Origin of the sequence: Mucilaginibacter sp. SMC90 (genome assembly GCF_022811725.1) — a bacterium.
GTDB lineage: Bacteria > Bacteroidota > Bacteroidia > Sphingobacteriales > Sphingobacteriaceae > Mucilaginibacter.
On record NZ_CP094527.1, the window covers coordinates 1824291 to 1849097 of the forward strand.

The 24807-nt window shown below is 43.1% G+C and carries 18 protein-coding genes; 15 read left to right on the plus strand and 3 right to left on the minus strand.

The features are described 5' to 3' along the window. Genes MTO98_RS08080 through MTO98_RS08100 form a run of 5 tightly spaced genes read left to right on the plus strand, consistent with a single transcriptional unit; the run spans nucleotide 1 to nucleotide 6216 of the window. On the plus strand, nucleotides 1-1038 hold the full coding sequence (locus MTO98_RS08080; protein ID WP_243486114.1) for a Gfo/Idh/MocA family protein: 1038 nt from the start codon (nucleotides 1-3) through the stop codon (nucleotides 1036-1038). A 1-nt stretch (nucleotide 1039) separates the two neighbouring features. Then, nucleotides 1040-2512: a sugar ABC transporter ATP-binding protein gene (locus MTO98_RS08085; RefSeq protein WP_243486115.1), complete on the plus strand. Its 1473-nt coding sequence runs from the start codon at nucleotides 1040-1042 to the stop codon at nucleotides 2510-2512. Nucleotides 2513-2517: 5 nt separating this feature from the next. Next, nucleotides 2518-3462 (plus strand): ABC transporter permease, encoded by a 945-nt coding sequence (locus MTO98_RS08090; RefSeq protein ID WP_243486116.1) that lies wholly within the window; start codon nucleotides 2518-2520, stop codon nucleotides 3460-3462. Further along, a complete protein-coding gene (locus MTO98_RS08095) occupies nucleotides 3452-4483 on the plus strand; it encodes a substrate-binding domain-containing protein (RefSeq protein ID WP_243486118.1) in 1032 nt (343 codons plus the stop codon). The genes MTO98_RS08090 and MTO98_RS08095 overlap by 11 nt, the downstream gene beginning before the upstream one ends. Then, on the plus strand, nucleotides 4483-6216 hold the full coding sequence (locus MTO98_RS08100; RefSeq protein WP_243486120.1) for a hypothetical protein: 1734 nt from the start codon (nucleotides 4483-4485) through the stop codon (nucleotides 6214-6216). The genes MTO98_RS08095 and MTO98_RS08100 overlap by 1 nt, the downstream gene beginning before the upstream one ends. Here MTO98_RS08100 and MTO98_RS08105 read toward each other — a convergent pair. After that, nucleotides 6193-7110: an AraC family transcriptional regulator gene (locus MTO98_RS08105; RefSeq protein WP_243486121.1), complete on the minus strand. Its 918-nt coding sequence runs from the start codon at nucleotides 7108-7110 to the stop codon at nucleotides 6193-6195. The genes MTO98_RS08100 and MTO98_RS08105 overlap by 24 nt on opposite strands. A 605-nt stretch (nucleotides 7111-7715) precedes the next feature. On the opposite strand from MTO98_RS08105, the gene MTO98_RS08110 reads away from it, so the two are divergent. From MTO98_RS08110 to MTO98_RS08140, 7 genes are all read left to right on the plus strand, one after another. After that, nucleotides 7716-10811: a TonB-dependent receptor gene (locus MTO98_RS08110; protein WP_243486123.1), complete on the plus strand. Its 3096-nt coding sequence runs from the start codon at nucleotides 7716-7718 to the stop codon at nucleotides 10809-10811. A gap of 20 nt (nucleotides 10812-10831) precedes the next feature. Further along, entirely contained in the window at nucleotides 10832-12295 is a 1464-nt protein-coding gene (locus MTO98_RS08115; RefSeq protein WP_243486125.1) for a RagB/SusD family nutrient uptake outer membrane protein, read from the plus strand. A 66-nt stretch (nucleotides 12296-12361) separates the two neighbouring features. Then, nucleotides 12362-13720 (plus strand): glycoside hydrolase family 140 protein, encoded by a 1359-nt coding sequence (locus tag MTO98_RS08120; RefSeq protein ID WP_243486126.1) that lies wholly within the window; start codon nucleotides 12362-12364, stop codon nucleotides 13718-13720. A gap of 7 nt (nucleotides 13721-13727) precedes the next feature. After that, nucleotides 13728-15038 carry a glycoside hydrolase family 140 protein gene (locus MTO98_RS08125; protein WP_243486128.1) on the plus strand — a complete coding sequence of 437 codons (1311 nt, stop codon included), beginning with the start codon at nucleotides 13728-13730 and terminating at the stop codon, nucleotides 15036-15038. Nucleotides 15039-15045: 7 nt separating this feature from the next. After that, nucleotides 15046-16062 carry a nucleoside hydrolase gene (locus MTO98_RS08130; protein WP_243486129.1) on the plus strand — a complete coding sequence of 339 codons (1017 nt, stop codon included), beginning with the start codon at nucleotides 15046-15048 and terminating at the stop codon, nucleotides 16060-16062. 144 nt (nucleotides 16063-16206) lie between these two features. Then, nucleotides 16207-17196, plus strand: coding sequence for a glycosyl hydrolase (locus tag MTO98_RS08135; protein ID WP_243486131.1), 990 nt, complete (start codon nucleotides 16207-16209; stop codon nucleotides 17194-17196). Nucleotides 17197-17466: 270 nt separating this feature from the next. Further along, nucleotides 17467-18264 (plus strand): carboxypeptidase-like regulatory domain-containing protein, encoded by a 798-nt coding sequence (locus tag MTO98_RS08140; RefSeq protein ID WP_243486133.1) that lies wholly within the window; start codon nucleotides 17467-17469, stop codon nucleotides 18262-18264. A gap of 312 nt (nucleotides 18265-18576) precedes the next feature. Here MTO98_RS08140 and MTO98_RS08145 read toward each other — a convergent pair whose 3' ends face one another. Continuing rightward, complete coding sequence (locus MTO98_RS08145) at nucleotides 18577-18804, minus strand: hypothetical protein (protein WP_243486134.1); 228 nt, start codon at nucleotides 18802-18804, stop codon at nucleotides 18577-18579. A 291-nt stretch (nucleotides 18805-19095) separates the two neighbouring features. On the opposite strand from MTO98_RS08145, the gene MTO98_RS08150 reads away from it, so the two are divergent. After that, complete coding sequence (locus tag MTO98_RS08150) at nucleotides 19096-21240, plus strand: alpha-L-fucosidase (protein ID WP_243486136.1); 2145 nt, start codon at nucleotides 19096-19098, stop codon at nucleotides 21238-21240. Between the two features lie 68 nt (nucleotides 21241-21308). Continuing rightward, complete coding sequence (locus MTO98_RS08155; RefSeq protein ID WP_243486138.1) at nucleotides 21309-22964, plus strand: alpha-L-fucosidase; 1656 nt, start codon at nucleotides 21309-21311, stop codon at nucleotides 22962-22964. 70 nt (nucleotides 22965-23034) lie between these two features. On the opposite strand, the gene MTO98_RS08160 is transcribed toward MTO98_RS08155, so the two are convergent. After that, nucleotides 23035-23985, minus strand: coding sequence for a Smr/MutS family protein (locus tag MTO98_RS08160; protein WP_243486140.1), 951 nt, complete (start codon nucleotides 23983-23985; stop codon nucleotides 23035-23037). Between the two features lie 154 nt (nucleotides 23986-24139). On the opposite strand from MTO98_RS08160, the gene MTO98_RS08165 reads away from it, so the two are divergent. After that, nucleotides 24140-24646 (plus strand): DUF892 family protein, encoded by a 507-nt coding sequence (locus MTO98_RS08165; RefSeq protein ID WP_243486142.1) that lies wholly within the window; start codon nucleotides 24140-24142, stop codon nucleotides 24644-24646. Nucleotides 24647-24807: the final 161 nt, after the last annotated feature.

Genomic DNA, 24807 nt, shown 5'->3' on the forward strand with positions numbered 1-24807 from the left:
ATGAAGAAATTTAAATTTGCTGTTATCGGCACGGGTTTTTGGGCCAATTATCAGATACCCGCATGGCTGGAACTTGACAATGTTGAGCTTGTGGCGGTTTATAACCGTACGCAGGCTAAAGCAGAAGCACTGGCACAAAAGTATGGCATCCCATCTGTATATGATAGTGTAGAGCAATTGCTTGAGCAGGAAGAGCTTGATTTTGTAGATATCATCACCGATGTAGATACACATGCTATTTTTACTACCCTGGCAGCCAGTAAAGGGGTAGCGGTGATTTGCCAGAAACCCATGGCACCTGCATTGGATACCGCCGGTAAAATGGTCAAGGTATGTGAAGCTGCCGGGGTACCATTATTTATTCATGAAAACTGGCGCTGGCAAACTCCTTTACGCAAATTAAAATCGTTATTGAACGAAGGGATTATTGGCAAAGTATTTAAGGCCCGCGTTACTTTTTGCTCAGCGTTCCCAGTTTTTGATAACCAGCCCTTTCTTGCAGACCTGGAGCAATTTATCCTTACAGACATAGGTTCGCATATTTTAGATACCTGCCGTTTCCTTTTTGGAGAGGTGAGTACGCTTTATTGTCAAACAGCATCAATTAACCCGCTTATTAAGGGAGAGGATGTGGCTAACGTGATGATGAGTATGCAGAACGGTATTACCTGCTATGCGGAAATGTCATACGCGTCCGTTTTAGAGCATGAATCATTTCCGCAAACCTATGTACTGGTTGAGGGGGCAGCAGGGAGCATTCAGCTAACCAGCAATTATGAGATCCGGATCACCACACGTAACGGTACAAGTTCGATAACTGCAGATCCACCTGTATATTCATGGGCCGATCCTGATTATCTGCTAATTCACTCCAGTATAGTTGATTGTAACCGTGAGATATTGGCATCATTAACAGATGGTACGGTATCTGAAAATGCCGGTGCATCAAACTTTGAAACAGTAAAACTGGTACACGCATCTTATGCTTCTGCTAAAGAAAATAAACTGATTGATATGCCATCATTTTACGCTGGTTGATATGAATACAGATCTGCGGTTAAGTTTACAGGATATTACCAGGGAATTTCCGGGCGTAAAGGCGCTTGATGCAGTAAGCCTTGACTTGTACCGTGGAGAAGTGCTTGCCCTTTGCGGCGAAAATGGTGCCGGCAAAAGTACGCTCATGAATGTCCTTTCGGGTAACCTGCAACCAGATAAAGGGCATATTTTGCTTAATGGCCGGCAAATCAACATAACTCATCCTCAGCAGGCTTTTGAGCATGGTATCGCTATTGTTTACCAGCATCTCAGTTTAATAGAAAGCCTAAGCATTGCCGAAAATATATATGCCAATCAGCAGCCTTGTAATAAAGCCGGATTTATAGATTTTAAAAAGTTGATCAGTAATACGGCCGGTCTTCTAAAACGCCTACGCATCGATCTTGACCCGAAAGTACCTGTAGGCAGGCTTTCTGCAGCGCAAAAACAAATGGTTGAAATAGCCAAGGCATTGGTTAAGGAACCCCAGATAATGATACTTGACGAGCCCACCGCATCTTTAACCGAAAGGGAAACTGCTATCCTGTTTGATATTATTGCGGGGCTTAAAGCAAAAGGAGTTTCAGTGATTTACATATCGCACCGCCTTGACGAGATCTTTTCTATCGCCGATAGGGTAGCCGTTCTTAAAGATGGCAAAATGCAGGGCGCTTTTACCCGAAGTGAACTTTCCCGCAACCAGCTGATCAAACTGATGGTTGGCCGTGAAATTAGGCAAATTGAAAGGCAGTCGTTTATCAGCAAGGATGTGCTTTTAGAAACGGTGCATTTAACCGGTAAAGGTTTTACTGATATCGGCTTTAAGCTGCACGGCGGAGAAATACTTGGTTTTGCCGGGTTGGCCGGTGCAGGCAGAACAGAACTGGCAAGGGCGATATTCGGTGCTGATGAAAAGAAGGGCGTTGTAAGGCTAAAAGGGACAGAAGTAAATATCAGTCATCCCCTCGGGGCCATAAAACACGGGATAGCTTATGTACCTGAAGACAGGAAGCAACTGGGCCTGTTCCTTGATATGTCTGTTACAGATAATATTGGATGTTTGTTATCCTGCGCAAATAATGCCTGGACATTTAACCGTGACGAAGCCACCAAAACGGCCAAAAAGTTTATTGAAAAGCTTCACATTGTCCCCGCTAATGAAAAAAGAAAAGTGCTAAACCTAAGTGGCGGTAACCAGCAAAAAGTGGTGCTTTCCAAATGGCTCAATACCAATCCGGAGATATTTATTGTGGATGAGCCAACGCATGGTATCGATGTCGGCGCAAAATTCGAGATATATAGCATCCTTGCTTCCCTGGCCCAAGAGGGTAAGGGCGTCATGATCATATCAAGCGACATTCCCGAACTACTTGGCGTTTGTGACCGCATCATAGTACTTCGCGAAGGTGTAATAGCCGGAGAGCTATTAGCCGGCGATGCATCCGAAGAAAAAATACTTGCCTTAGCTACCTGATTGTTATGTTAAAAAAACTATTTGAAAACCGGCTATATTCATTTGCAGTGATATTAGTGATCATTGTTGCCATGGCAAGTATGGTTTATCCTGCAATATTCCCCACGTTTGATAATTTTTCGCAAATATTATTAAACCTCTCCACTGATACCATCGTGGCCGTTGGTATGATGATGTTGCTCATTTCGGGTACGTTTGACCTGTCTGTAGGTTCAACCGTAGCTTTTACGGGTTGTTTTACGTCATACCTCATGTTCTTCGGCCATGTTCCGGTACCTATTGCCATAGCCGCAGGGCTTGCGTGCGCATTACTTATCGGGTTTATAAATGGTTATCTTATCGCTTATCAAAAAATCAATGCCATGATACAAACCCTGGCTATGATGGGCATTGTACGGGGTGCTGCGCTTATGGTAAGCGGTTCGGGCATTCAGGGGCTGCCATACTGGTTCAATGCCATTGGCCAGTCGCGGCTGTTGGGCTTGCAAATGCCGGTTTGGTATATGCTGATAACCGTGGCATTGTTTACAGTTCTTTTTAGTCGCACGGTGATTTTCAGACGATATTATTACATCGGCGGAAACGAAAAGGCGGCAGAGCTTTCCGGAATCCGTGTAAAACGCATGAAGATGCTGAGCTTTGTTTTATCGTCTTTTTTAGCGGGCGTTGCAGGGATACTCCTAACATCGCGCATGGGGGCCGCCTTGCCCACCATGGGGCGGGGGCTGGAGCTAAAGGTAATTACAGCTGTAATACTTGGCGGTGCCAGTTTAAGCGGCGGCACAGGCAAAATGCCCGGCGCTTTGCTTGGTGCCTTGTTTATGGGTGTTATTGGTAACATCATGGTGATCTCAAGGGTTTCGGGTTACTGGCAGGATATTATATTAGGTTTAATATTGATAGCTATTTTATGGCTCGATAAATCATTGCAAAAGAAATATGCGTTATAATTTCAAACCCCGCCACAATATTTTTATTGTCTGTTTATTGGCAATGGTTTCATCGTGCCAGTTACCCGCCCGCAATGAGGCGCAGTCGGCCCGGTTAACTTACGATGACGGGCCTACAGATACAAAGCTCAGCAACGAGGAGTATGTGATGGTAACAACCTCAGTTACGATGCCCATGTACGTTAATCATGATCAGGCCGCATTTTTAAAATGGGGAAAGGAGAAGGGCGTAAAAGTATCCATCCTCGGCCCGGCCGAGTGGGATGTAGCCGGACAGATCAATACTATTGAAGAAGTGATCAACTCCAGGCCCACGGGGCTGTTGATAAATGGAACCGATCCTTCGTTGGCTCATGCCATAAATAAAGCTGTTGAGGCAGGCATACCTACAGTAGTTTATGATTCAGATATTCCCAACTCAAAACGGAATGCCTTTTTGGGTACCGATTGGTATGAAATTGGTAAAATGCAGGGCGAAGAGATCGTAAAATTACTGCACGGCAAAGGCAAGGTAGCCTATATGGGGATACTTGGATTAAACAATATGGAAGCCGGCTTCAGCGGGTTGTTGGATGTGTTCAAAAAATACCCGGGGATACAAGTTGTCGGCAAGTTTGATGATAAGGCCAATGTTGAGGAAGCCGCTAAGATCACTTCCGACTTATTGGCCGCACACCCTGATATAGCCGCGTTTGCCGGCTTTGATTCCAATTCGGGGCCTGGTATAGCTTTGGCCGTGAAAGAGGCTGGTAAGGCAGGGAAAATCAAAATTACCACGGTAGACAGGGAGCCTGAGCATCTTGCCCTTGTGAAACAGGGGGTGATACAAATGCTTGCCGGGCAAAAAAGAGAACTTTTTACCTGGTACGGCGCTCAGTTTTTGTATGATATGGCACATCATACCAACAAGCTTTCGGGTAATGACAGGAAGGCTGGCATAACAGATGTTCCTTATACTGTAAATACCGGCTTATTAAAGATAACGAGTGAAAATATAGATCAGTTCATTAACGTTCATTAATGGAGATGCAGCTAAAAGCAGGAGAGATATCAGTACGTTATGAAAATGGCTTTTTGCGTTACATTAATTATGGTAATGCAGAGGTGCTTCGTATGATCTACTTTGCTCTGCGCGACGGTAACTGGGGGACACTGGATGCTGTGATCAGCAATGAACATATCGTATCGGGAGATAGATCATTTACCATTCATTATGATTGCAAGCATCGCTATCAAAACACGGATATCTGCGAATGGAAGGTGAGTATTACAGGCAAAGAAAATGGCGAAATAGCATACGGAATCTCAGGGCAATACCTTGTTGATTTTAAAAAGAACAGGACAGGCCTTTGTGTTCTTCACCCTGCAGATGGAGAACAAGCGCAGGAGATCATAATTATCCATACCGATGGCTCTTATGAACACACTTTTCTGCCTCAATTTATAGCTCCTCAGGATCTTTTTAAACAGATAAGATCGTTGAGGGTAAAAAAAGACGAACATTGGTACAGGGTAGATTTTGAAGGCGATATATTTGAAACGGAAGACCAGCGAAACTGGACTGATGCGTCTTTCAAAACTTTCTGTACACCGCTTGATCTGCCTTTCCCGGTTTCTGTTAAAGCGGGAGACAAGGTACATCAAAAAGTAACCTTCGTTCCCGAAACTGTTTTGCCGGGGTTAAATAAAGATGCATCTGATACTCTGATCATAACTTTTTCAGATTATTTGAGGGCAATGCCTGAGATTGGTGTCGGCAAATCAACAACAATTGATCATATACTTTCTGTCGAATCTGTTGACCTGTTAAAAAAGCTTCAGTTACAACACTATCAAACCGATGTGGATATGACTATACCACATTGGGCCAATGTTTTTGAGGTTGATGTTGCAAACGCCCGGTATTTACACTTACCGCTAACGGTAAGCCTGGTCCTTAGCGATGATTTTGAAAAGGATTACGATGATTTTATCCGTTTTTGTACCAAATATCAGGTCAATCTTCACGCTGTATTATTACTATCCGCCGGTAAGCTGGTAACCAGTAGCGGAGTAGCTGCTTCCGCAGCAGCGTTTTCGAAACAATTAATGGATGTGGATACCGGTATTGGTTCTCATTATAATTTTACGGAGATCAACCGGCATTGCTTAACGCCGGTTGATGGACAGTTTATCAGCTATGCTATACATCCCCAGGAGCATGCATTCGATGACCTGACAATGGTAGAGAATATTGCGGGCCAGGCAGCAACGGTGAAAACCGTCAAACATGCTTTTGGTGAAAGTGTGCCGGTTCACATTACCCCACTTACCTTACGCCGCAGGTTTAACCCTTATGCTAATGATCCGGCTGCTAAACTATGGTCATCTGAGCAACGTGCAGATCCCAGACAAAAAAACGCGCTTGGTGCACTATTCCTGCTGGGTAGTTTAAAGGGCTTGTCAATATCCGGTGCTAAAAGCGTTACCTGTTTCCAAACAATAGGAGATGAAGGGCTGATAACTGCAGATTTAAAAGCTTTCCCAGTTTATGATGCTTTGCGTGCTCTTGTGCAAATTGGCTCAAAACAAATAGTTGATACACGCTCAAGCCATCCCTTAATGGTTGATTGCATGTTATTTGATAATGGCAATATGCTGGTATGGAATTATACCAACGAGGAACAACGGGTGCAGTTTCCTGGCCACCGCCTTATCAGCCTGCAGCCGCAGCAGATTCTGTCGTTGCCATCAGGCTTTGCGCAATACCTCTGATATCTTTTTCTTCCCTTTTTCGCGGTACGCACTTGGCGTCAGTTTTACTATTCTTTTAAACAATTTATGAAAATTGGACAAACTGTTAAACCCACTGGAGAAACATATTTCGCTAATATCTAAATGGTTCTCCATCAACAACTCGCAGGCATATGAAATTCTTACTTCTGATAGATAATCGAAATAGCTTTTGCGGGTGTGCATTTTAAAATACCGGCAAAAGGCAGATGGTGTAAGGTTAATAAGGTCGGCTACGGATGCAAGTGACACCGGTTCTTTAAAATGTTGTGCGGTGTAAACGTATACAGTATTTACCTTCCATGAATGCAGATCGCTCACCTGTTTCATGTTCACCACCGGATTGAGCAGGATAAAATCATCAGATCGGGCAATCGTATCTAATACCGATAATAGCTCGATAATGGCTGTTGTTTCGTTAAGGTTAGCCATCTCTGTTAATTTTCGTTTTATTTCATCAAGCAGGCTGCCCTTTAATTTTATACCTTGTTGCGCCCTGTCAAGCAATTGCCTTATATGCGCAAATTCTCTTACTGAAAAAAAATCGTCACCTAAAAAATTCTCTTTAAACTGGATAACTATCGTCCTTATATTTTCATCAGGATGGGCGCGGTAATAGTCCTTATCTCTTTGCCGTGTGTGCGGCAGGTTTTTGCCCAGCAATAATATTTCTCCTTCTTCAATAGGGTTAATATAGTTACCAATAAAATTTGTCCCTTTTGCGGTGATGCAATAAAGCAGTTCAATTTCCGGATGAAAATGCCATGGATTGTTCCACACGATCTCATCGCCTTTTATGATGATCGAATTGCCCGGCGAGGGTATGATTTTTAATAAATGAGGTTTTTGCGCAATGCGCGATTGTGCTAAAGCCATCTTATGTACAAATTCAGGTTATTAATTGGAGCCGATATCCTAAAGTAAGGAAAGTTAAATCAAAAACAAAAACCTTCAATTGAACACATGATGATGTAAAGTTGCAGAATGCGGGCCTATAACCCCGGTTGGGTTTATAGGGGCAAAAAGGGGCTTGCAATTGGCTAAAATAGCATCTACAATGACCAATATAACGGATGTGCATTTCTGTGCCCCGGCTTAATTTTATCTAATCGCGGGTAGGCCGCTTTTTATAACCAATTGAACAAGTGTACGGTAGCCAATATCAGATAACACAGGCCGCTTTAGGGCTAAAGGAATAATTGTACTGCCCGATGAGGTTCTGCTACAGATGGTTGTTGTAAGCGACCTGGTTTTTAAATATTTGCTTAAATCAAAAGTTATGGGAAAATTCTATAAAACAATTATCGGTCATAAAACAACATTATACTTCAATAAAAACTCCGGCATAAGTGATTATCCGTACCGGTAGAATTGCTGCCGGATATTAAATAATGAAACGCCCGGCCTGACCTTCAAATACCAGGTGACCTTACGGGCTAATTATATAAACCCAACATACCAATTAAATCAATTTAAAGATCATGAGAAGATTAAAGATCACGACATGTTCATGCATTCTTTTGTGCAATTTTATTGCACACGCGAGTGATGGACGGGCGTCTGCGCCGGGAATAACAACCGGCTGGACTAACAGGCCCGAAGCTAACTATCCACTTTCTGCCACGGCAATAATAAAAATTACCGGCAAGGTAACAGATAGCAAGGGAGCACCCTTACCGGGTGTTAATGTTATTGTAAAAGGTGTTGCCGGTGGTACGGTTACCGATGTAAATGGCAGCTTTAATATCGATGTGCCTAATCAGTCTGCTGTGCTGGTGTTCAGTTTTGTAGGTTTTAAATCGCAGGAAGTGACAGTTGGCACGCAAACTGCAATTAATGTTCAACTCACCGAAACCAATAATTCGCTCGATGAAGTGGTTGTGATAGGTTACGGAACACAACGGAAAACCGATCTTACAGGTTCAATAGCGTCTGTTTCATCTAAAGACTTCGCGCAGCAGCCTGTTAGTCGTATTGACCAGGTACTTAGCGGGCGTGCTTCGGGCGTACAGGTTACCAATGCCAGTGGTGCCCCCGGTGCCGACGTCAGGATCCGGGTACGCGGATCAAATTCTGTTTTGGGTGATAACAGCCCGCTTTATGTTATAGACGGTTTTGTGGGCGGTGATTTTAGCATTATTAATCCTAATGATATTGAAAATATACAAATACTAAAAGACGCGGCTTCTACCGCTATATATGGCAGCCGGGGTGCCAACGGCGTGGTAATTGTGACCACAAAAAAAGGGATCAACGGTTTCAAAGTCACTTACGAGGCTCAGGGCTCAACCTCTTCTGTTCCCAAAAAATGGAATGTGCTTAATGCCTATGATTATGCAACTATTGCCAATGAACGTGCTGCGGCGCTTAATAGCGGTGCATTGTTTACTGAAGATCAGTTGAATTCATTTAAGAATAACCCCGGAACGGATTGGCAAAGCCTTGTGTTCCGGCAAGCTTACGGGCAGCAGCACCAGCTTACTTTTTCGGGTGGCAGCGATAAAACAACCTATCTGGTGTCTGCCAACTATTTAAATCAAAATGGTATAGTTGAAAACACCGGTTTTAAACGCTACAATTTTAAAACCAACCTTAATGCCCGTCCATCGGATAAATTTACTCTTCGTTTTAACGTTACAGGCTCAAGAATTGAGAACCATAACAATAATTTAAAATCAGGAAGCGGTAACCCTATTGTACAGGCGCTTTCATGGGCGCCAACAACCCCTGCCCGCGACGGAAATGGCGATTATATCACCCAGGATCCAACAGGTTCTGTAGGTATAAGCCCGCTGGTGCAATTATATGATGCCGTAAATGATGATAACCGTAATTTACTGAATACAATAGGCGGAGTAAACTATAAACTCCCGGTTGAAGGTTTGGCCCTTGACCTGCAGTACGGTATTAATTACCTGGGCTTACAGGATGGTTCATGGGGAGGCAGCTATGTTACTTTAGGGAATCCTTTTGCTAACAGGAGCACCCTCGAAGAGATTACCCAGCAAAGCACCAGTCAATTAAGTTACGACCGTATATTCAACAAAGATCATCATCTTAGTGCCGTACTGGTGTTTGAGACGCAAAAAACAGTAGATAACAGTTTTTCGGCTACAGGCAACACGTTGTTTTTTCCTAATCTTGGTTATTATAACCTGTCGCTTGCTAATTCCTTTGCAGTGGGTGCAGGTTACAGCAAATATTCATTAACATCTTATTTAGGTCGTGTTAACTATTCCTATAAGGATAAATACCTGTTATCCTTGGCGGTAAGGAGAGATGGTTCTTCGAAATTTGCGCCGGGCAACAAGTACAGCACCTTTCCATCTGTGAGCCTGGGTTATAACCTGGCGCAGGAGAGCTTTGTTAAGGATATGAATTTCTTTAATACCTTGAAAATAAGAGGAAGCTGGGGTAAAACAGGTAGTCAGGCTATAGGTCCTTATGCTACGCTGTCTACTTATACAACAGGGGTTCCCGGAGCGTTCAATTATTCGGGGGTTATATATGGTATTCAGCTCGGAAACCCGGGTAACCCTAACCTGCGGTGGGAAACAACCAAGCAAACAGATATTGGGCTTGAATTTTCGGTGCTTGACGGACGCCTGTCTTTTGAAGGTGATTATTTCGTAAAAAATACCAGCGATCTTTTGCTTAACCAGGCACTGCCCGAGTACGTAGGCGGTGGTGTACAAACCAAAAACGTTGGCGCTGTACGCAATAATGGCTTCGACCTGAATTTAACTGCCAACCTGATGAAAAGCAGTGGTTTTAACTGGACAAGCGGTATCAATTTTTCTTATGTAAAAAACAGGGTGACAAGCCTGGGCGGCATTGCACCAAGACTTGCTTACGGTACAGGTGTTGGTGGTGGGATGTCAACCACTAACGAATTTGAGGTGCAGCCAGGCTACTCACTGGGTTCATACTGGGGGCTTAAATATTTAGGTACCTGGAAGCCGGGCGAGGCTGCTGAAGCTGCAAAATACAATGCCAAACCAGGTGATTCACGTTACCAGGACCTGAATGGCGACGGCCAGATCAATGGCGATGACTTTCAGATCATTGGTACTGGGATCCCTACTACTACAGCCGGTTGGAACAACACATTTACCTATAATCGTTTCACGCTGAACATATTTTTGCAAGCAGTTTTTGGTGTTGATAAACTGGATTATACACGTGCAGTGGCAATGTCGGGCAGTGGGGATGCCCGGCAGTATATCCTGTCGGAAATTAAGGACCGCTATATTCCCGGAACAAACGAAAGTTCAGATATTCCCGCATTCAGCAGTACTAACCAAACGTTTACGCAATCGAGCAGGTTTCTGGAAAACGGCAGTTTTGTCCGTGTAAAAAATGTTAGCTTGTCTTACAACTTTCCGCATGTTGTAAATAATAAAGGCAACATCAGGTTATTTGTAAGCGGTACCAACCTGTTCACCTTCACTAAGTATAAAGGGCTCGATCCGGAAGCAAATAATATCGGCTCCGGAACAGATACTGCACAGGGTATTGATTATGGTGCTTATCCCAACGCAAGGATTTATACAGCCGGTATCTCTTTATCATATTAATTTTAGTAATCAAGAAGGACATGAAAAAACTATTCATATATACATTAACGCTGACTGCACTTTTTGGGGCAGGCTGTAAGAAATTCCTGAATGAGGATGTGAAAGGCGCACTGCTCGGGGCCGATGCGTTAAAAAGCCAGGCCGGACTTGAAGCCGCACTTACCGGTGCTTATGCCGGTTGGCAAAGTTCCTTTAATACCGGTTTCATACATGCAACCGCTATTGGTGCCACCATGGGCGGCGATGATGTGACTACACATAAGGCCAGTAACAAGGCAGATTTTCGCGAATTTGATCAATTCAACGTTTCTGCTACTAACCAGCGTACGCAAGCATTATATGCAGGATGCTATAAAGCAATACAAGGGGCCAATAACATTATTGCCAATTACAAAAATACCACGGGTGATGCCGCTACAATTACAGCAATAGCCGGCGAAGCTTATTTTGTGCGCGCGGTTTCGTACTATTGGCTTGTCCGTTTATACGGTAAGATCCCGCTCATAACAGATCCTAACTTTAATGAATCGCAGCTGACCATGAAATCATCGGAGGCTGCTGATATTTACAAACTGATAGAAGCCGACCTGGCTGCAGCGGAAGGTATGGTGCCCGATACAAAACGTGACCCCGGCAGGCCCAACAAGGGTAGCGTTAAGGCTTACCTGGCCGATGTTTATCTTACAGAAGCCGGGTGGCCGCTTAAGCAAACCGCCAAGTATGCCCAGGCCGCTGCAAAAGCAAAAGAGGTTATTGACGGCAAAGCAACCTGGGGATTTCAGCTACTGGACACCTATGCGCAGGTTTGGGCCAATGACCCTACTGCCAATGGTACAGCAGAAACCGTTTTCCAGATATCCACTTCAAAAAGCTCGGGCCCTACAACCAGCGCCAACTATGGCTGGTCGGCCATGCCGGGAGAAGAAGGTGGTTGGGACGATTTCTTCTCAGAGCTGAAGTTTTACAAAACATTCCCTCCGGGCCCGCGTAAAGATGCAACATTTGATACCCTGTTTACCCAAAGCAACGGCACCAAGGTTTTTTACGCGCAAAGCCAAACCCAACATCCTTATTACCGTAAATACTACATCAAAGGAAACGAGGGTAATTATCAGTCGTCGGTGCCTGAGTCAATGATGCGTTATGCCTATGTGCTTACAGTATATGCAGAAGCTGAGGCCAGGGCAACAGGCACGCCCGATCAGCTTGCTTATGATTGTATCAATGCTATCCGCAAAAGGGCAGGGTTACCGGTTTTAAACGGCTTGTCGGGTGCGGCGTTTGCAAATGCCGTAGTACAGGAACGTGCCTGGGAATTTGCGGCCGAGCGTACGCGCTGGTTTGACCTTGTTCGTTTGGAAATGGTAGAATCAGCTAACGCGAATAAAGATCCCAATGACCTGCAACCGATAGGTACAATTACAAAGGCAAAATACGTTTTTCCGTTGCCTTACAGCGAAACTTCAGTTAACCCAAATCTCTGATTTTAGAAAAATGCAATTTACCGCTGCAGAAGAGGTGGTAAATTGCATTTTCTTATATGATACTATATGCCAATGATAAGTATGCACAGGTTCGCTATTTTCCTGCTGGTCCTTTTCTGCACACAGCAGGTAAAAGCACAGTTTAGGGTAAGCGAGAACCAACATTACATCCTTAAAAATAACAAGCCGTTCTTTTGGATGGGGGATACCGCCTGGGAGTTATTTGCACGCCTTAACCGGGAAGATGCGGATAAATACCTTAAAATGCGGAGCGAGCAGGGCTTTACCGTGATACAGGCTGTTGCACTTGCAGAGCTTGATGGCTTGCATGACCCTAACCCTTATGGCGATAAGCCCCTGATAGATGATGACCCGGCAAAACCGAATGATAAGTATTTTCAGCATGTAGATTATATTATTGACAGGGCCGAAAGCTATCATCTCAATATAGCCCTGCTGCCAACCTGGGGTGATAAGCTGTTCAAAAATAGCTGGGGTACCGGTCCTGAGATTTTCAATGCACAAAATGCAGCTATCTATGCTACATGGCTGGCAAAGCGTTATAAGAATAAGACCAATATTATCTGGATCCTCGGCGGCGACCGTAATCCGCGGGATGAGAAGGATATTGCCGTATGGCGTGCTATGGGCAAAGCCATCATGAAAGCAACCGACAATAAAGCGCTTATCAGTTATCATTGCCAGCCTAATGAGTTAGGTTCGGCACAATGGTTCAGGAATGAAGACTGGTTCAGTTTCAATTGCTTTCAGAACGGACATTGCCGTAATGAACCCATTTATGATAAAATGACAGCATCTTACAAGGCTTTGCCGTTAAAGCCCTCTATTGATGCTGAACCTATTTACGAGGACCATCCGGTATGTTTTAATGCTCAGGACCTGGGTACTTCAAGCTCATATGATGTCCGTAAATATGCTTATCTCGATCTGTTTTCCGGGGCCTTTGGTCATACTTATGGCTGCCATGATGTATGGCAGATGTACTCTGCTAAACATGAAGGGGTTAACGGCCCGCATTTTTATTGGTATGACGCCTTAAAGCTGCCGGGAGCAAGCCAGATGCAATATGTGCGTAATTTAATGGAATCGCATCCGCTTACAGACCGCATTCCCGATCAATCTGTCATTAAAGAGAATAGCCTGGCCGCGGCAGAGCGAATACAGGCCACGAGAGGTACTGACTACATTTTTGTTTACTCGTCGGCGGGGTTGCCGTTCACGGTTTTACCGGCAAAAATTAAAGCGGCGCAACTTAAGGCCCGCTGGTACAACCCGCGCGATGGTAAGGTAAGTCCGATAGGTATCATATCAAACGCACCTAAAAAGTTTAACCCGCCTACCAGGGGCTACGGCAGAGATTGGGTATTGATACTGGATGACGCTACCAAACAATATAACTTATAAACGCAATATGAGAAAAATCATTTTTTTCGCCGTTTTGGTAATGATGGTTAGCAGTGCGGGTGCTCAATTTAGTGTGAGCACCGATAAACGCTACCTTTTAAAAGATAATAAGCCCTTTTTTTGGATGGGGGATACTGCCTGGCAGTTGTTTAACACCCTTACCCGGGAAGAGGCCGATAAATATTTGCATATACGAAGCGAACAAGGCTTTACTGTTATACAGGCCGTAGCAGCCAGTATGCACAGTGGTGGTAGTGTAAATGCTTATGGCGATTCTTTATTGATCGATAATGATCCCGCTAAGCCTAACGATAAGTATTTTAAGATGGTGGATGATGTGATTGACCGGGCTGCATTTTATCATTTAAACATTGCATTATTTATTACATGGGCCTCTGGCCCGCAGACCTATACGGTTGAAAATGCGGCCGCTTATGCAACCTGGGTAGCAAAGCGTTATAGGAATAAAACAAATCTGATATGGATGCTGGGCGGCGATAACACACCTCCTAAAGAAGACTTGCCATTTTGGAACGCAATGGGAAATGCCATCATGAAAGAGACAGGTGGCAAAGCTGTTATAAGCTATCACTGTAAGCCAAACGACAAAGGCTCGGCAGAGTGGTTCAGGAACGAGCCTTGGTTTAGCTTCAATTCCTTTCAAAATGGCCATTGCCGCGACCAGCCGCTTTATGACAAAATGAGCACATCATACAATGCCTTGCCCGTTAAACCGCAGATAGATACAGAACCCATTTACGAGGATCACCCGGTTTGTTTTGATGCAGAAAACGAAGGCACATCCAATGCTTATGATGTTCGTCAATATGCTTATATCGAGTTGTTTGCAGGTGCTTTTGGGCATACCTACGGCTGCCATGACGTATGGCAAATGTATTCGCCCAAACGCCCGGCCATTAACGGTGCACACTTTTACTGGTACGATGCACTTGAATTGCCCGGTGCCAGGCAAATGAAATTTGTTCGCCGTTTAATGGAGTCGCACCCTATATTGGATAGAGTGCCTGATCAATCCCTGATTGCAGAACGTAATAATTGCGCTGCCGAGCGCGTTCAGGCCACGCGCGGGAAGGATTACATTTTTGTTTATACCACTGCGGGTAAGTCGTTTACCGTAAACCCTGCAAAATTAAAAGCCAGTAAGTTGAAGGCCAGTTGGTACGACCCGCGCAATGGCGATGTAAAAGACGTCGGTATCATCCCCAATAAAGCAAAGCGTTTTACGCCGCCTTCGCAAGGTTACGGTAAAGACTGGGTGCTGGTGTTGGATGATGCCGCCAGAAACTACAAGATATAACCCTCAAATGCAGAAACATATGCCGAAACCATTGCCACTACTGATGTTCATAGTATGCACAGGTTTGCTGATCAGTAGTTTTTCGCAGGAAAAAAGGCCGGTGAAAAGTAAGTTTAAGTTGCCCTATGATCATACCAACCCGGTTATTTATGACAATGATTACGCTAATGATGAGGTAGACTGGTATTTGATGGCGGTTGCCAGTTTAGGCCAGCTTAAATATGAAGGTATTACTACTTCATCTGCGGTTGCTCCTTTTGTGCCGGGGCTGGCTTTGGATACATTTAAAAGGTGTATAAGCGGCCGCAGCAGGATAGTGAAAATTGGTAGGGCATCAGGATTTAGGAATGTTCCTGATCCGGTACAGGGCGTTATTGGTAACCTGGTACCACCCGCATCGGGCAAAATAGATGATACTGCACCCATTAATTCATCGGGCACGCAGCTAATTCTTGAAGCTGCCCGAAGGGCCACAGCAAAGAAGCCACTGGTGATCTGTATGGGAGGCCCCCTGACCATTGCTGTTGATGCTTATCTTAAAGATCATTCCATTGCAGATAAAATGGTTATTGCCTGGACAGGCGGCCGATACGATAGTATGAAAGATTACAACGGCTGGGTTGACCCATGGGCTGCCTATATTGCTTTGTCGCGTTTGCGGTTAATACAGTTTCCTGTAGATCCTCCCTTGTTTCCCGGGGTGTCAAAAAAATGGATAAAAGATAATTTTCCCGATAATCCGGCAAAGGCATTTCTGGTACCCCTAAAGCTTGATGTGATCAATGGTGATGATCTTGACGGCGATGGAATGCCGGCCATATCCGTAACAACACCGGGCTATGTTGAGCAAGCAAAACATGTATCCTTTGCAGGGTGGGAAACCTATAACGGTCATCAGATGCCAACTTTTAAAGATGACCCGAAGGGGAAAGCTGTTGTCATTACAAAAGTGAACAGCGAGCTTGCGCATTCGGCTTACAAAAAAGTGTTTTCAAACCCGGCTATATGGGCCGGTAAGAATTAAAGGCACAGCAACCATTACAGCATTGATTGATTAGTTGATTTCCGAATCGCGTTCCGGAGTGAGATCCGGAGCGCTTTTATAAGGGCCAGCAATCAGCCAGGTCATTTAAAATCATAAAATATATAGCTATTAACATAAAAGGGTATGAATAAGCTTTCGCATAAAATAATTGGTACGCTCATTTTATCGATAATTGTATCGTTTTCATGGCTTTCTGTATATGCGCAACCGCGTATGCTGGTTGGCTGCAGCGGAAAGTCTATTGAGGAGTATGGTATCAAAAGAGAGGTTTATGGCACCTGGATGGCAAGATCATCATGGGATGATTTAAAAAAGGGGAACTGGCTGTGGGCAGAGGTAAGTGGTTTACCTCAATGGAAAAAGGAACATTTTGATCGTGCTACGGATGTTGGTGTGCCGCTTATACCTACAGACGGCGGGCGCAATCTGGATTCATTGCTGAAGGAAGTTATTAACGGGAGCCAGGATAGTGTTTATTTCCAACTTGGGCGTATGCTTGCAGTACATGGCACAAAAACTGTATTTGCCAGGTTATGGTGGGAGTTTAATATGTATCCCGTAAAGCAAGATCCAAAACTGTTTACAGCAGCCTGGAAGCACGCTGTGCCATTAATTCGGCAAGGGTTTTCTACAAAGGCCGTAAAAGGGCAAACAATGGAAGTTGTTTGGTGCACAAATTCCGGGGTACCAAACCCTGTACCTTTTTACCCCGGCGATGATGTTGTCGATATTATCGGTTCTGACACCTACGGAATGGTTTGGGGTAAAAGTAACCCCACCAAAGCGCAAATTTTACGGCGAATATTTAAAGATCCGTATATGTTGGAATGGCAGTCTGCCTTCGCCCTTAAACATAAAAAGCCGGTTTGTATCGGCGAATGGGCTAATGTTGCTTCTAAGCCCGCCGGAAATGATGATACACGCGGAGCACGTGATTTTCCTGAATATATTGACGCGATATTTGACTGGGCAAAATCAAACAAGTATGGCTGCCGCTATTTAAACTATTTTAACCTGGTAGATGGAGGCATACTTATTTCCCTAGATGATACACCAAAGTCTTTGGCAAGACTGAAATCAAGATGCGCATTATTAAGCAGCGTGGCAAAATAATAAGTTTGGATGTATTGAAAGGTGATGTTGAAGGTTTAAGAAATTTGTCAGAAGCTGTTTTAATAAATGTAGAGACGCATCACATGCGTCTCTACAATAAACTTTCATTCGTTTTTAAACAGTTTCTCCGCAATTTTATAAATATTCAACTTCGGTAAGTTAAAAAAAAAGGCGCGATTGGCAGCAAGTGTTAATGTTTGTTAAAAACATATAGCTTAATATTTTATATGTATATTTAGTTAACCTACTTACCTGTTAACTGAACCCGTCATGAAAACATTGAAACTTACCTTTACAGTGATATTGATGCTCCTGTCAATAAACTTGTTTGCTCAGCGTGTTAAAGGGATTGTGATTGATAAAACTACTTACCTGCCGGTGGCAAATGCTTTTATTGGCACTCCGGCATCAAAAAGTATAAGTAATGCCGAAGGAAAATTTACCTTAACCAATGTGAAGCCCGGTGACACTTTAAGAATCAGCAGTATAGGTTACAAGCCATTTAAACTTGTTGTTAGTTTTTTAAAGCTTGACACTTTAAGATGTTACATTTCACCTGATGCAACTGTTTTAAGCGAGGTAAAAATCAGGGCCAAACGTAATGCCAAGGCCGATTCATTACGCAACAGGAGAGAATTTGCCTCTGTTTTTGCCTATCACGGGGCAACCATAAAGGATATGTTTATAACACGTTCGCCCGACCTTGATTTTGGTAAACCCAGCGATCATATACATGCAGATAAAAGTACCGCAAGTATTTTAAGCATCAACCTGCTTTCGGTAATTGACATGCTGGGTAAAAACAAAGCTCCTCAATCAAAGCTGCAAAAAATATTGCTCAAGGATGAAGATGAGGAATATGTGGATAGATTTTTTTCGCCGGAAAGGGTAAGCTCAATAACCAATCTTAAAGGTGATTCACTCCAAAACTTTATGAACCAATATCATCCCGATATTAAGAAAGTGAAAAAGATGAGTGATTATGATATGGTTAGCTACATTAAAAAAAGCTATGCCGAATATGTAAAATCAGGAAGTAAACAAACAACACCACTTTTCGGAAAATAGTAATGTGCCTGCCTGATTATTGATTTTTTTACCTTTCCAATACCAGGTACTTTTTGTTGCAGTTGTAGCAAAAATACCTTTTAACCGGTAGCCAAAAGGTCAATAACTTTAACAGGCGCGGCCTATGGATCCTTTGACCTGTGTTGGTTTGGCATGTTGGACAAAGCGTGCGTCTATGCCTTTTTTTTGAAAGTTCATTTTCAGTATCTACAATGTGCATAATATGAATACAATTAGATCCATTGTATCCTCATAGCCGGTTTTATTGATTAACACCCAAATAAAAAATGTATTCCTTTCTTGGGAAAGCTTTTATGAGGCTTTGCTGTTATATGGAGTACTTGTAAGTACAGGCGATTTTTTATTAAACCTATTCCATTCGTCAATATTTACCAGGCCAGGAGCAGTTGCATAATGCTTTTTACTCGTAGGACAAGCAACTATAAAGCCTTTACGGCTTTGTTCAATTACCGGACGGGCACCGCATTCTTTGCAAGGCTCACAATGGATATTCGACTGGATTTGTATAGGTTCTGCCATTTCTTTTTTTAAAGGTTAAGTAAACTCCTGTCGCCCGACAAGATTTTTTTCATTATGAATTAGGGCTTTGGTCGCGTTGTTACAAAGGTGCAAATAATATTTTTATTAAAAAAATACGACCTGATAGGAGGATTTCACAATTATATTACACATTTATTGATAAAAGTGTAAAGTTTATAAGTGAATGTGTGAAAATGTGTGCAATTGTCAGTTTACAACAGGCTGCTTTAAATTTTGATTTTTTTGTTTATTAACAACTTTTTTACACTTTAAACCATCGAAATCTTTACCATGAAAAAAATTATATACTTCCTGTCGTTAGTGATTTTTGCCCATCCTGCGTTTGCTCAACCATCCACATCTTCTGTAAAACAATGGCAGGATCAAAAATTTTCGATGTTTATTCATTTCGGAGGTATTTACTCGGTATTGGGAGGTGTTTGGGATGGTAAACCCGTTACCCGTGGTTTAAGCGAACAGATTCAGGCCCACGCCGGTATTTACAGTGATACATACGCCAACCTGGCTAAAAATTTTAACCCTGCAAACTGGAATGCCGATAGTATTGCCCTGCTGGCTAAGGCTGCAGGGATGCGCTCAGTTGTGCTTACCTCAAAGCACCATGATGGATTTTGCATGTTTAAAACAGCAACAACAGATTTTAACGTGGTAGATGCAACGCCATTTAAGCGCGATGTGGTAAAGGAAATGGCCGAAGCCTGTAAAAGGCATGGCTTAAGGTTTGGTTTATATTTTTCGCTTATAGACTGGCATTATCCGCAGGCATCGCCCATATCAAGCCATAACTCAGATTATGTAACGTCTGAGCATCACGAGTACAATAAAAAACAGGTAACAGAACTGCTGTCAAACTATGGTACCATATCCGAACTTTGGTTTGATATGGGGTCGCAAAGTCCTACGCAAAGCCGGGAACTCTACCAGCTGGTACATCGCCTGCAGCCTGATTGTATGGTGAGCAGCCGTTTGGGTAATGATCAGGGTGATTTTGCTGTTATGGGCGATAATCAGTATCCTGATTATTCTATTGGTGTGCCATGGCAGTCGCCGGCTTCTTTTTTTGATGAAACATGGGGCTACAGATCATGGCAAAAGCGCGGCAGTGAGGACGAAAAATACAAAGAGAAACTGGAAAGCCTGATCCGCGTAATTAGCAGGGGAGGTAATTATCTGCTCAATATCGGCCCCAAAGGTGATGGCTCTGTAGTTAGTTTTGAAAAAGATATATTGTTAAAAATAGGCACCTGGCTCAACAAAAATGCAGAAGCAGTTTATGGTACCACTGCCGATCCGTTTTTTACCGCCTTTAAATGGGGTAACATAACCAGTAAACCCAACAAACTTTATCTTTTTGTAACCTCGGTTCCGGCTGATGGCCTGATCACTTTACCAGGCCTCGAAGGTAAAATAAGTAAGGTATCTGTTTTGGGCGAGCAGCAATCTCTTAACTTTAAGCAAGTTGCCGATGCCGCTGTAATAACCTTGCCTGCAGGTTTTGATAATGAAAAACAGATTAAAGTAGTGGCTGTAGATATTGCTGAGGGTTATAAAGTACAGCCTGTTTATATTATTAAAAGTAGTTACGGCCACATGGAACTGGATGAGCATAACGCTTATAATTATTACAGCTCTTCGGGCATCGATTACAACAGTAACTACCAAAGTACGGTAAAGCAGGCCTGGACAATTAAACCAACTGCAACGGGTAAATACCGCAGCTCTATCAATTACACCAACGAAGAAAAAGGTAGTGTAATTGATCTTACCGTTAACAATGTAACTACTACGCTCACACTTGATGGCGATAGGTTGATGAAGTATAAATCCGATACTGCTAAATTAAAGTGGGGGCCGCTTTACATTACCGGGCCGTATTCAGCAGGTTTGGGTGGTTTAAATGGAAATACCGATAAAATTGATATAACCAAACCCTACACTGCCGATCCAGATAAACACTGGCAGCCCATAGATGGCTATAAAAATGGCCAGCTTATTAACTTGCCTGCCAGTATGGATAATGCTTATTATATTTTGCAAAACATCAATGTGAAGCAAGGTTTAATTTACGCGCAGGTTAAAATTACAAGTGGTGATGGAATAATTATCATTTTTAACGGGAGGCAAATGCTTATCAACAACAATCCGGCTAAGGCCGAATCTGTAGATCATGTTATTGGTTTAAATTTGATGCCGGGCAATAATCAGTTATTGATAAAGGTGTTCAACAACTTCAAAAAAAGTATCCCTTTTGCTATCAGCCATAGCATTCCGCAAAGTATCTATATAAAAGATCTTGATGTGAAAATTTTTGAGGCAAATAAACTATACCCTGTGAGTTTAAAGCTGCATAGCCCGGCATCGCCGCATCAAACTTTAAAGCTGCCCAACCTTGAAGTTTGGTTTGCAAAAAAATAAAAAAGTAAAAAGATTATCTCTTAAATTGCATCTTATTAAGTGTTTAAATAACAATTAATTATAAACCTATGAGGAGAAGAGATCTGTTAAAGGGTATGGCGGCAGCTGTACCTGCTTTTTACTTGTCAAAAGCTTTTAGTGCACTTGCGGACAATCGCGCTCCCCGCATTGCTGATGGCCCGTTTAAGCCTGATTGGGAGTCGCTTAAGCAGTATGCTGTGCCCGATTGGTTCAGGGATGCCAAATTTGGTTTGTGGGCGCACTGGGGCCCGCAATGTCAGCCCGAGCGGGGCGATTGGTACGCCCGCGGCATGTACCAGGAGGGCAGCGATCAATATAGCTATCACATTGAAAAATACGGGCATCCTTCAAAGTTTGGCTTTAAGGATGTTATAAATGAATGGAAGGCCGAAAACTGGCAGCCGGGCGAGTTGCTTGATTTATATAAGCGCGCCGGAGCTAAATATTTCATGGCATTGGCCAACCATCACGATGGTTTTGATTTGTACAATAGTACCTATCAGTCATGGAACTCTACCAAAATGGGGCCTAAAAAGGATCTGATAGGTGGATGGGCAAAAGCGGCAAAAGAACGCGGCTTACCTTTTGGTGTAACCGTACATGCCGCCCACACCTGGACCTGGCTGGAAGTTGCCCAACGCGCCGACAAAGCAGGGCCAATGAAAGGAGTTCCGTATGATGGTAAACTTACCAAAGCCGATGGGGCCGGTAAATGGTGGAGCGGCTATGATCCGCAGGAACTGTATGCTCAAAACCATGAACTGAGCAAAGATAGTTTGGATGACCATGCCATACACCGCGAATGGAACTGGGGGAATGGAGCTTCTGTTCCGAGCAAAGCCTATTGCGATAAATTTTTAAACCGTACTATTGAGCTCATTGATAAATACGGCCCCGATCTGATATATTTTGATGACACTGCGCTGCCGCTTTGGCCCGTTAATGATGCCGGGTTGAAAATAGCTGCCCACATGTATAACACCAGCATTAAAAAACACGGTAAATTAAATGCTGCCCTGTTTGGAAAGATATTGGACGAGCAACAGCGTAAATGTATGATCTGGGATATTGAACGTGGGCAAAGCAACCAGATTGAGCCCGAACCATGGCAAACGGATACTTGTATTGGGGGCTGGCATTATGACCGCCGCATTTTTGATAACAAGGGTTATAAAAGTGCGAAAACAGTTATTCACACCCTTGCGGATGTGGTAAGCAAGAATGGTAACCTGTTGCTTAACATCCCGGTAAAAGGTGATGGTACTATTGACAGCGAGGAACGTAAAATTGTAGAAGGTATAGCCGCCTGGATGCAGGTTAACAGTCAGTCTATTTATGGTACCCGCCCCTGGACGGTATTCGGTGAAGGCCCGGCAATTGAATCGGCGGCCCCCTTGAGTGCACAGGGCTTTAATGAAGGTAAAGGCAAGCCTTTTACAGCCGACGATATTCGGTTTACTAAAAAGGGTAACACACTTTATGCTTTAGCCTTAGGCTGGCCAGGCGAAAAAGGCAGCGTAATTAAAGCGCTCGCGAGTGCATCACCACAATTATCTGGCAAAAAGATCAGTGACGTAAGTATGGTAGGCTATCCAGGTAAATTAACCTGGGAACAAACTGGCGAGGGGCTAAAGATCAAAACTCCGGCTACGAAGCCGGATGAAATTGCTGTAGTTTATAAAATTGAAGGGGCAATAGGGTAGAGGGCTTGCATTCCTGATTATAAGCCTTACGAGGTTTTCAAAACTTCGTAAGGCTTATAGCTATAAGAAGTTATTTCAGCAGTACCTTAGTAGCGCCATAGCCAAATTTCTCTTTACGCGCATCCATAAACGTTTGTACTTTTTTATGCCGGCCCAGTTGCTTATGCAACTCATTGCGTAGCGTGCCGTTGCCTGCGCCATGTATAAAAGTAATATCGGGCAGTTGATGCACAATAGCCGCGTCCAATGCCTTGTGGAAATGTGCCAGCTGAATCTCCATGATCTCCGAACTGCTTAAAAACTGGTAATCATCCCGTAGTTTTTCTATGTGCAGGTCAACCTCGCTAACGGGTTTTTCAATCACTATTTTTTCGGTGGGGCTTTCAAAAAAGCTCTCTTTTAATTTTTGAGCATCTATAACCAGTTCAGGTTCATCAAGTCTGATAAGCCAGCCCGGTTGATTAAGTAATGGTATGTTCTTTTTAGTGGTCGAAAAATCCTTCGCCTTAAACTTTTCGTGTATGGCTAAAGGTGCAGGCGGTTCAATATTTTGTTTGGTGCTATATAAAACGCTGAAAATAAACTTAGGCCAAACCTGCAAATCGGCCAGTTGTGCCGAATACATGTTTTCTGTTGATTTTGGCGCTATTATCCCGGCGAACTCGCCTTTAAATACCTGCTGCTTATCGGTTGTTAAAGTAACTAATAACTGAAACGATGTTTCGTTAATGAGGTGAAAATGAACAACGGAGCTGGCTCGTGTATCGGTAATTACGCCTATATAAACACCTTTTTGCACAAACTCGCCTGCTGTTAAAGGTTTCTCGCTGGTAGTATTGTTGCTTTTTGTTGTTCCGGCCGGCTGGTAGCCATGAACATAAGTTACTTTACTGGCCAATACCGGAATCTCAAAATCATCATCTCCGGTAACGCCTATCATTTGCTCATCGATGATGCGGGTTACAAAACCTTCCATTTTTTCATCAACAAACCGAACAAAATCGCCTAATTTATATTTCATAGCATTATGTTATTACCGTGCAAAGTTAATTTATCCGTGCACATCTGCCCTGATAATAAAACTTACTTATTTTTAACGTAAGTTTAATAGGTAATTATATGATTAATAGCTTTTAAGAAATATCAATTTTAACTATAAACATTTAAATCATACCATGAGCAACAGTACCCCTAAAAAATTGGACAGCGATTTGTTAAAACAGGTATTTGTCCACAATCTGAACCGTATTTATTTTGGAAAGTGCTATCTCGATAAACACCTTCAACATTTAAAAGGCCTTGCTTCGTTTACAGCATTGCAGCAGGCAATACAGGAGTTTTGGGACGATATCAAAAAACAAATAGCACGGATGGACAAGGTTTACACTTTGATCAATGAAATTCCGTCAGATAAAAACTGTAACCCAATAAAATCCATTATTAAGGATGAGTTTTGCCTTGATGAAGAGCAGGCTATACCGGTATTACTGGATATGGATATTATGATGTATCTGCAACTGCTTGAGCATATTAATATAACCTCGTGCCATATGCTTATCATGGCCGCTAAGGAGTTGGATTATACCGAAGCCGAGCAATTGCTTACCGAATGTAAAGACGAATCAATTGATAATGACGAGCTTTTTAGGCTCATTACCAAAGAGTATGTTGTTGCCGATTAGGTTTTTATCAAAAAAGAAAGCCATCCGCATAGCGCAGATGGCTTAAATGTTAGTTATTTAATACCCCTATTAAAATAACTGATAACAAAGTAAAAAAAATATATCCGATAGCACAAAATATTTATTCATAAATAATCTTTGTGACAGCTTTGTTACATATG

What these genes read in the sequence shown, in the direction of transcription:
- MTO98_RS08080 (WP_243486114.1), top strand. Translation starts at nt 1, where the DNA reads ATGAAGAAATTTAAATTTGCTGTTATCGGCACGGGTTTTTGGGCCAAT.
- MTO98_RS08085 (WP_243486115.1), top strand. Translation starts at nt 1,040, where the DNA reads ATGAATACAGATCTGCGGTTAAGTTTACAGGATATTACCAGGGAATTT.
- MTO98_RS08090 (WP_243486116.1), top strand. Translation starts at nt 2,518, where the DNA reads ATGTTAAAAAAACTATTTGAAAACCGGCTATATTCATTTGCAGTGATA.
- MTO98_RS08095 (WP_243486118.1), top strand. Translation starts at nt 3,452, where the DNA reads ATGCGTTATAATTTCAAACCCCGCCACAATATTTTTATTGTCTGTTTA.
- MTO98_RS08100 (WP_243486120.1), top strand. Translation starts at nt 4,483, where the DNA reads ATGGAGATGCAGCTAAAAGCAGGAGAGATATCAGTACGTTATGAAAAT.
- MTO98_RS08105 (WP_243486121.1), bottom strand. Translation starts at nt 7,110, where the DNA reads ATGGCTTTAGCACAATCGCGCATTGCGCAAAAACCTCATTTATTAAAA.
- MTO98_RS08110 (WP_243486123.1), top strand. Translation starts at nt 7,716, where the DNA reads ATGAGAAGATTAAAGATCACGACATGTTCATGCATTCTTTTGTGCAAT.
- MTO98_RS08115 (WP_243486125.1), top strand. Translation starts at nt 10,832, where the DNA reads ATGAAAAAACTATTCATATATACATTAACGCTGACTGCACTTTTTGGG.
- MTO98_RS08120 (WP_243486126.1), top strand. Translation starts at nt 12,362, where the DNA reads ATGCCAATGATAAGTATGCACAGGTTCGCTATTTTCCTGCTGGTCCTT.
- MTO98_RS08125 (WP_243486128.1), top strand. Translation starts at nt 13,728, where the DNA reads ATGAGAAAAATCATTTTTTTCGCCGTTTTGGTAATGATGGTTAGCAGT.
- MTO98_RS08130 (WP_243486129.1), top strand. Translation starts at nt 15,046, where the DNA reads ATGCAGAAACATATGCCGAAACCATTGCCACTACTGATGTTCATAGTA.
- MTO98_RS08135 (WP_243486131.1), top strand. Translation starts at nt 16,207, where the DNA reads ATGAATAAGCTTTCGCATAAAATAATTGGTACGCTCATTTTATCGATA.
- MTO98_RS08140 (WP_243486133.1), top strand. Translation starts at nt 17,467, where the DNA reads ATGAAAACATTGAAACTTACCTTTACAGTGATATTGATGCTCCTGTCA.
- MTO98_RS08145 (WP_243486134.1), bottom strand. Translation starts at nt 18,804, where the DNA reads ATGGCAGAACCTATACAAATCCAGTCGAATATCCATTGTGAGCCTTGC.
- MTO98_RS08150 (WP_243486136.1), top strand. Translation starts at nt 19,096, where the DNA reads ATGAAAAAAATTATATACTTCCTGTCGTTAGTGATTTTTGCCCATCCT.
- MTO98_RS08155 (WP_243486138.1), top strand. Translation starts at nt 21,309, where the DNA reads ATGAGGAGAAGAGATCTGTTAAAGGGTATGGCGGCAGCTGTACCTGCT.
- MTO98_RS08160 (WP_243486140.1), bottom strand. Translation starts at nt 23,985, where the DNA reads ATGAAATATAAATTAGGCGATTTTGTTCGGTTTGTTGATGAAAAAATG.
- MTO98_RS08165 (WP_243486142.1), top strand. Translation starts at nt 24,140, where the DNA reads ATGAGCAACAGTACCCCTAAAAAATTGGACAGCGATTTGTTAAAACAG.